The organism is Streptomyces sp. NPDC054847, from assembly GCF_053610925.1.
This window is the reverse complement of sequence record NZ_JBSGZJ010000417.1, coordinates 1-6271: the sequence shown is the minus strand read 5'-3', so window position 1 is coordinate 6271 and position 6271 is coordinate 1. Positions and strand designations below refer to the sequence as shown.

The 6271-nt window shown below is 71.4% G+C and carries 6 protein-coding genes; 4 read left to right on the top strand and 2 right to left on the bottom strand.

Translation table 11 applies throughout. The features are described from left to right. Positions 1-56: 56 nt before the first annotated feature. Together ACWGH4_RS28915 and ACWGH4_RS28910 are read right to left on the bottom strand one after the other, a co-directional pair. Positions 57-1367 (bottom strand): polysialyltransferase family glycosyltransferase, encoded by a 1311-nt coding sequence (locus tag ACWGH4_RS28915; RefSeq protein ID WP_453466116.1) that lies wholly within the window; start codon positions 1365-1367, stop codon positions 57-59. Continuing rightward, positions 1364-2314, bottom strand: a complete 951-nt coding sequence (locus ACWGH4_RS28910; RefSeq protein WP_453466114.1) for a glycosyltransferase family 2 protein — start codon at positions 2312-2314, stop codon at positions 1364-1366. Before ACWGH4_RS28910 ends, ACWGH4_RS28915 begins: the two co-directional genes overlap by 4 nt. A 319-nt stretch (positions 2315-2633) precedes the next feature. On the opposite strand from ACWGH4_RS28910, the gene ACWGH4_RS28905 reads away from it, so the two are divergent. The 4 genes from ACWGH4_RS28905 to ACWGH4_RS28890 all read left to right on the top strand — a co-directional run. Further along, the gene (locus tag ACWGH4_RS28905) at positions 2634-3284 is read left to right on the top strand and encodes a SurA N-terminal domain-containing protein (RefSeq protein ID WP_453466112.1); all 651 of its coding nucleotides are present in this window, start codon (positions 2634-2636) and stop codon (positions 3282-3284) included. 66 nt (positions 3285-3350) lie between these two features. Further along, the gene (locus tag ACWGH4_RS28900; protein ID WP_453466110.1) at positions 3351-4346 is read left to right on the top strand and encodes a nucleoside triphosphate pyrophosphohydrolase; all 996 of its coding nucleotides are present in this window, start codon (positions 3351-3353) and stop codon (positions 4344-4346) included. Beyond that, complete coding sequence (locus ACWGH4_RS28895; RefSeq protein WP_453466108.1) at positions 4343-5596, top strand: cytochrome P450 family protein; 1254 nt, start codon at positions 4343-4345, stop codon at positions 5594-5596. The genes ACWGH4_RS28900 and ACWGH4_RS28895 overlap by 4 nt, the downstream gene beginning before the upstream one ends. Before the next feature lie 141 nt (positions 5597-5737). Further along, on the top strand, positions 5738-6271 hold a 534-nt coding region (locus ACWGH4_RS28890), incomplete at its 3' end, for a transglycosylase family protein (RefSeq protein WP_453466106.1).

The following is a 6271-nucleotide window of genomic DNA, read 5'->3' as shown; positions in this document are numbered from 1 at the left end:
ATCACCTTCAGCAGCGGGTTGATCGCGGGGGCACGGACATGTACGGCTCGGGCGGCTCAGCGCATCCGGCGCGCCACCTTGCGCAGCACCCGGTTCCGGCGCAGCGCCTCGCCCCGCACGGGCGGCGTGGCCCCCGGCAGGCCCAGGCTGGTCAGCCTGCGCCGCTTGAAGTACCGGGTCAGCTTTGCCTCGGGCAGCGCGGAGAGGAAGGACACCGCCTCCTCCCGCAGCCCCGGGTGGGACGCGGACTGCATGCAGTACCCGACGGCGCGGACCAGGCCGCCGACATCGGCGGTGAGGTCCACCGGCCTGCCCGCCCGTTCGATGTCGGTCAGGTCGGGAACGAGGGCGTCGACGATGGTCAGCGGGACGCGGTTGCTGTTCTGGTAGGGGGCGATGCGCTCCAGCAGCAGTTCGGTGCCCACCCGGGCGGCGGGGATGCCGTAGAAGGCCGCAGCCGTGATCATCGCGGTGGAGAAGCACCCCACGACCAGTTCCGGGCGGGCCCGTTCGTAGAGCGTCTCCGCGAGCACGGGCGTCCGCAGGATGTGCAGGTCGAGGCCGAGCCCGGACCCGAGCTCCTCCAGGGCGCGCGTGGAGTCCGCGGGGGCGCTGGGATGCGGCTTGAAGGTGATGACACGGTGTCCGAGGGCCGCGGCCCCGCGGATCATGCCGAGGTGCAGTTCCTCCTCCTCGTCCCGGCTGATCAGCTCCAGCGCGGAGAGGTACTGGCCGAGCACCAGCGCGGTGGGACGCTCGGGACCGGTCTCCGCGGCCGAACCGACCTCGGCGAGCACTGCGCGGAACTCCGCGTCGGGCACGGCGACCGGCTCGACCCCGTACTCGGACAGCAGCATCGGCCCCAGGCCCGGCACCAGGTCCAGATGGATCAGACGGCTGATGCGGCTGCTCATCGGCAGCGGAATCTGGTTGCGGGTGGGTCCGTAGCTCATCAGCCCGTCCGCGTACACATGGAGCGGACTGTCCGCGAAGATCGCCGCGATCGCCCGCGACGGATTGGCCTGGATCGACTCGCAGGCGATCTCGACCTTGTCGTCGCCCAGCCCCCAGGCGAGCCGCAGGCTCCTCTCCCACAGCAGGACGTCCTGGGCCCGGGGGGACCAGCCGGCCGGGTGGTGCGGGCGGATCGTCGCGTTCCAGGAGCGGACCTCGTCGAACTCGGGGCGCAGCGCCTCGAAACCGGACATCCGATCCAGCGGTGTACCCAGTTCGGGAACGGCCGAGGTGTCACTGACCACCAGGATCCGGCGGTGCTCCGACCGCGGACCGAACAGGCCGGAGCGGATGGCGGCCGTGACGGTGGCCGCCGCGTACTGGGTGGCGGCGCAGAAGATCTGGACGGTCATGCGGCGGCCTTTCTGATGATGGTGCGCCGTTCGTCGTCGAGCCCGGCGAGTGCCCGCTCCAGCTCGGCACCCGGAATGCGCCGCAGGGCCCCGCCGGTGAGGGCCTTGAGCTCACGGGCGACGGAACGGCTGAAGCGCTGCCGGTCGCGGAGCTGATGGGCGATGACGACGCAGTAGCCGCGGACCGCCTTCGGCATCAGGAGGTCCGCCTGCGGGTCGTCGGCGAGTTCGGCCAGTACCTGGTCGAACGCCTTCACGAAGTCCAGCTGCCGTACGTCGCCGATCTGGGTGAGCGAACTCGCGACGCCCCGCCGGTAGAAGATCTGGTGCAGCGAGGCCACCGCGTAGGACTCGGCGCGCCGGTGCAGTTGCCAGATCCAGGGCCGGTCCTCCGCGGTGCGCAGCCCGTCCGTGAACCGCAGCATGCCCCGGTCGAGAAGGGACGCGTCGTAGACGCCGGCCCAGGCGTAGGGGTAATCGACCATGCTCGAGTCGCCGACCGGCAGGATCGACGAGCGCGGGTCCAGCGGCGTGTCCCGCCGGCCCTCCGGCGCGCGCTGGAGGGTCCGCTGAGAGCCGGTCACCTGCACATGGTCGGTGCGTACGAAGTCCACGCCGAGCCGGTCGATCACGTCGACGAGCGCCGCCAGATGACCTCGCCCGAGCCAGTCGTCACCGTCGAGGAAGGTGATCAGGCGGCCGTCGGCCCGGTCGATGCCGGTGTTGCGCGCCGACGCGAGTCCCCGGTTCTCCTCGTGGCGGACGACGGCACTGTTCGGCAGGCGTCGGGTGAGCGCGGTGAGGGCTTCGAAGGTGTCGTCCGTCGAGCGGTCCTCGACGAAGATGAACTCGAAGTCTTCCCGGGCGTTGTTCACCAGGCCGGCCACCGTATCGGCTATGTACGCGGAGACGTTGTAGCAGGGGACGATGACAGAGAGCGTGGTCACCGGGCGAGGGTACGGGCGGCCGATGGAGCGGCCTCTGACGCCGGCGTGAGCGGAAGGTGAACGCCGGATGAGCGTCGGGGGAGGTACGCGAGAGCTCCCGGCAGCGAGCGGAGAGCGGCCACCGGGGGACCCGTTCCGGACCGTCGGCCGAGGCGCGTCCGCCGGGCCGGTGACCGCCGCGGGGGGAGAGGGAGCCACGCCCGCATCCCGGCTCCCGCCGAATCGTTTGGCGAATCAGTGGCCCACGCCACTCCCAGTGCCTAACATCGATCACCGCAAGGCCTTGTGCACCGAAGCACAATCATGCCGGGAGGCCCCTTTGCACCGCCGTCGTCGCACCGCGCTCACCGTCTCCGCCGCGCTCCTCGCCGCCGCGCCGCTCCTCGCCGCCTGCGGCAACGACGCGCACCCCGGGACCGCCGCCGTCGTCGGCGGGCAGCGGATCGAGATGTCCACCGTCCAGGCGAAGGTCCAGGACGTACGCGACGCGCAGCAGGCCTCGCCGCAGTCCGCGCAGCTGATCAAGGACAGCGGACAGCTCGGCCGGGCCAAGCTGTACGACCTGATCGTCGACCGGGTGGTCGCGAAGGCCGCGGAGGACGCCGGGGTGAGCGTCAGCCGCAAGGAGATTCAGGACGGGCGGGACGAGCTCGCGGAGCAGTCCGGCGGTGAGGAGCAGCTCGCCGCCATGTATCTCCAGCAGCGCGGCGTCGCCCCCGACCAGGTCGAGAACGCGGTGCGCCGCGACATCCTGGTCGGCAAGATCGCCACCGCGATCGGCGCGGCGAACAGCCCCGAGGGCCAGCAGCTGCTGAACGAGGCCTTCACCGCCGCCGCGAAGGACCTCGACATCGATGTGAACCCCCGCTACGGCGCCTGGGACGACGCGAAGCTGGAGCTCGGGACCTACAAGGCGCCCTGGATCACCCAGGTCTCGCGGGAGGCACAGCCCGTCGAGGCGGGCGCGTAGGGCCTCTCGTTCGGATCAGGCCGGATCCGAACGAAAGACCCTCGCGGCGGGAGGTAGGTTCGGGGTGTGACCACCGAAGCACCCGCCGTCGGCCGTATCGTCCTGCTCACCGCCAGCCACCGCGTCGCGCCCGGACTGCTGTCCTGGCCCGCGTGGCGGACGCTGCATGCCGCGGACCGGGTGCTGTGCGCGGACCCGCACCACGGGCAGCTGTCGTACCTGCGTGAGGCCGGTGTGACCGTGGAGCATGCCGCGCCGAGCGCGCAGGAGCTCGTGGACGCCTGCGCGGGAGGCCGCACGGTCGTCGTACTGGCCTCCGGCGAGGGCGAGCCGGCCCTGACCGACGGTCTCGCCCGCCTCGGCGGGTCCGGCCGGGTGGCGATGCCGGACCTGGAGCTGCTGCCCGGTGCGTACGACCTGCCCGGAGCACGACTGCTCGACCTCGTCGAGGTCATGGACCGCATCCGCCGCGAGTGCCCCTGGTCCTCGCAGCAGACCCACAAGGGCCTGGCCAAGTACGGCATCGAGGAGGCGTACGAGCTCGTCGAGGCCATCGAGGACGGCGACCGGGACGAGCTGCGCGAGGAACTGGGGGACGTACTGCTCCAGGTCGTCTTCCACGCGCGGATCGCCGAGGAGGGCGGCCCCGGGGAAGAGGACGAGCCGTTCTCGATCGACGACGTGGCGGGCACGATCGTCGAGAAGCTGATCCACCGCCATCCCCATGTCTTCGGGGAGGAGACCGCCTCGACGCCCGAGGAGGTCAAGGCGCACTGGCTGCGCACCAAGGCGATCGAGAAGCAGCGCGCGTCGGTGACCGACGGTGTCCCGCTCGGCCAGCCGGGCCTCGCGCTGGCGGCGAAGCTCGCTTCCAGGGTCCGTACGGCCGGCCTCGACGTCCCCCTCCCCGCCGGGCAGGGCGTCGGCTACGAGCTGCTCGCCCTCGCCGTGCGTGCGGAGGCGGCGGGCGTCGACCCCGAGGCCGCGCTGCGTGCCGCGGCCCGCGCGTACCGGGACGCGATCCGCGCGGCGGAGGGCCACCCCGGTAACGTCGAGGGGTGAACGACCCGACCGACCGGAACGCCGCTCCCGAACTCTTCACCTGGGAGTTCGCGAACGACCCCTACCCCGCCTACGCCTGGCTGCGCGAGCACTCGCCGGTGCACCGGACCCGGCTGCCCAGCGGAGTGGAGGCATGGCTGGTCACCCGGTACGCCGACGCCAAGCAGGCCCTCGCCGACCAGCGGCTCTCGAAGAATCCCGCGCATCACGACGAACCGGCGCACGCCAAGGGGAAGACGGGCATCCCGGGCGAGCGCAAGGCAGAGCTGATGACGCATCTGCTGAACATCGACCCGCCGGACCACACCCGGCTGCGCCGGCTGGTCTCCAAGGCGTTCACCCCGCGCCGTGTGGCCGAGTTCGCGCCGCGGGTGCAGGAGCTGACGGACCGGCTCATCGACTCCTTCGCGGCGAAGGGGGAGGCGGACCTGATCCACGAGTTCGCCTTCCCGCTGCCCATCTACGCCATCTGCGACATGCTCGGCGTCCCGCGAGAGGACCAGGACGACTTCCGTGACTGGGCGGGAATGATGATCCGCCACGGGGGCGGTCCGCGCGGTGGCGTCGCCCGCTCGGTGAAGAAGATGCGCGGATACCTCGCGGAGTTGATCCACCGTAAGCGTGAGGAACCGGGGGACGACCTCATCTCGGGGCTCATCAAGGCGTCCGACCACGGTGAGCATCTCACCGAGAACGAGGCCGCGGCGATGGCCTTCATCCTCCTCTTCGCCGGCTTCGAGACCACCGTGAACCTCATCGGCAACGGTGTGTACGCGCTGCTGCGCAACCCCGGCCAGCGCGAGCGCCTCCAGGCGTCGCTCGCCGCGGGCGAGAGCGAGCTGCTCGCCACCGGCATCGAGGAACTGCTGCGCTACGACGGCCCGGTGGAGCTCGCGACATGGCGGTTCGCCACCGAACCGCTCACCGTCGGCGGGCAGCGGATCGCTGCCGGCGACCCGGTCCTCGTCGTGCTCGCGGCCGCCGACCGCGACCCCGAACGCTTCGACGCGCCGGACACGCTCGACCTGTCCCGGCGTGACAACCAGCATCTGGGGTACGGGCACGGCATCCATTACTGCCTCGGCGCGCCGCTCGCCCGGCTCGAGGGGCAGACCGCGCTCGCCACGCTGCTCCGCAGAATGCCTGACTTGCGGCTTGCGGGAGATCCGGCCGATTTGCGGTGGCGTGGGGGACTCATCATGCGTGGATTGCGCACTCTGCCCGTTGAGTTCACACCTGAAACGAACTGACGCCACGTCAATTCTGTGACTTTCACGTGATCTCCGCTGCATCGACTTGTGACTCGCGTTCGAATACGGCTACGTTCACCGTCGACTCGGCACGCAACAGCAGGCCGCATGTTTCCCAGCTGTCACGCGAAAGGCAACCGCATGCTCTCCGGGAACGGACGACACCGCCGACCCCGCCAGGCTCCGGCCCTCATCGTCGCGGCAGGGGTGACCGGTTCGGCCATCGCCATTCCGCTGCTCGGCGCGGGCTCGGCCTCGGCCGCGGACGCGAGCACGTGGGACCGCGTCGCGGAGTGCGAGAGCGGCGGCGCCTGGAGCGCCGACTTCGGCAACGGCTTCTACGGCGGACTCCAGTTCTCCGAGGAGGTCTGGGCCGCGTACGGCGGCACCGCGTACGCGCCGAGCGCCGACCTCGCCAGCCGCTCGCAGCAGATAGCGGTCGCAGAGAAGGTGCTCGCCGCCGAGGGCCCGCAGGCGTGGCCCGCGTGCGGGCCGCTCGCGGGGCTCGTCGACGACGGCACGGACACCGGCGTCGATCCCGGCATCCTGCCGCTGCCGCGGCAGAGCGAAGCGCCGGCCGCCGAGCCGTCCGAGGACGCCTCCGGCACGGACACGCCGGCCGACGCCACGGACAGCGGGACCCTCGAGGACTCTTCCGGCGGTCCGGGCGGGACC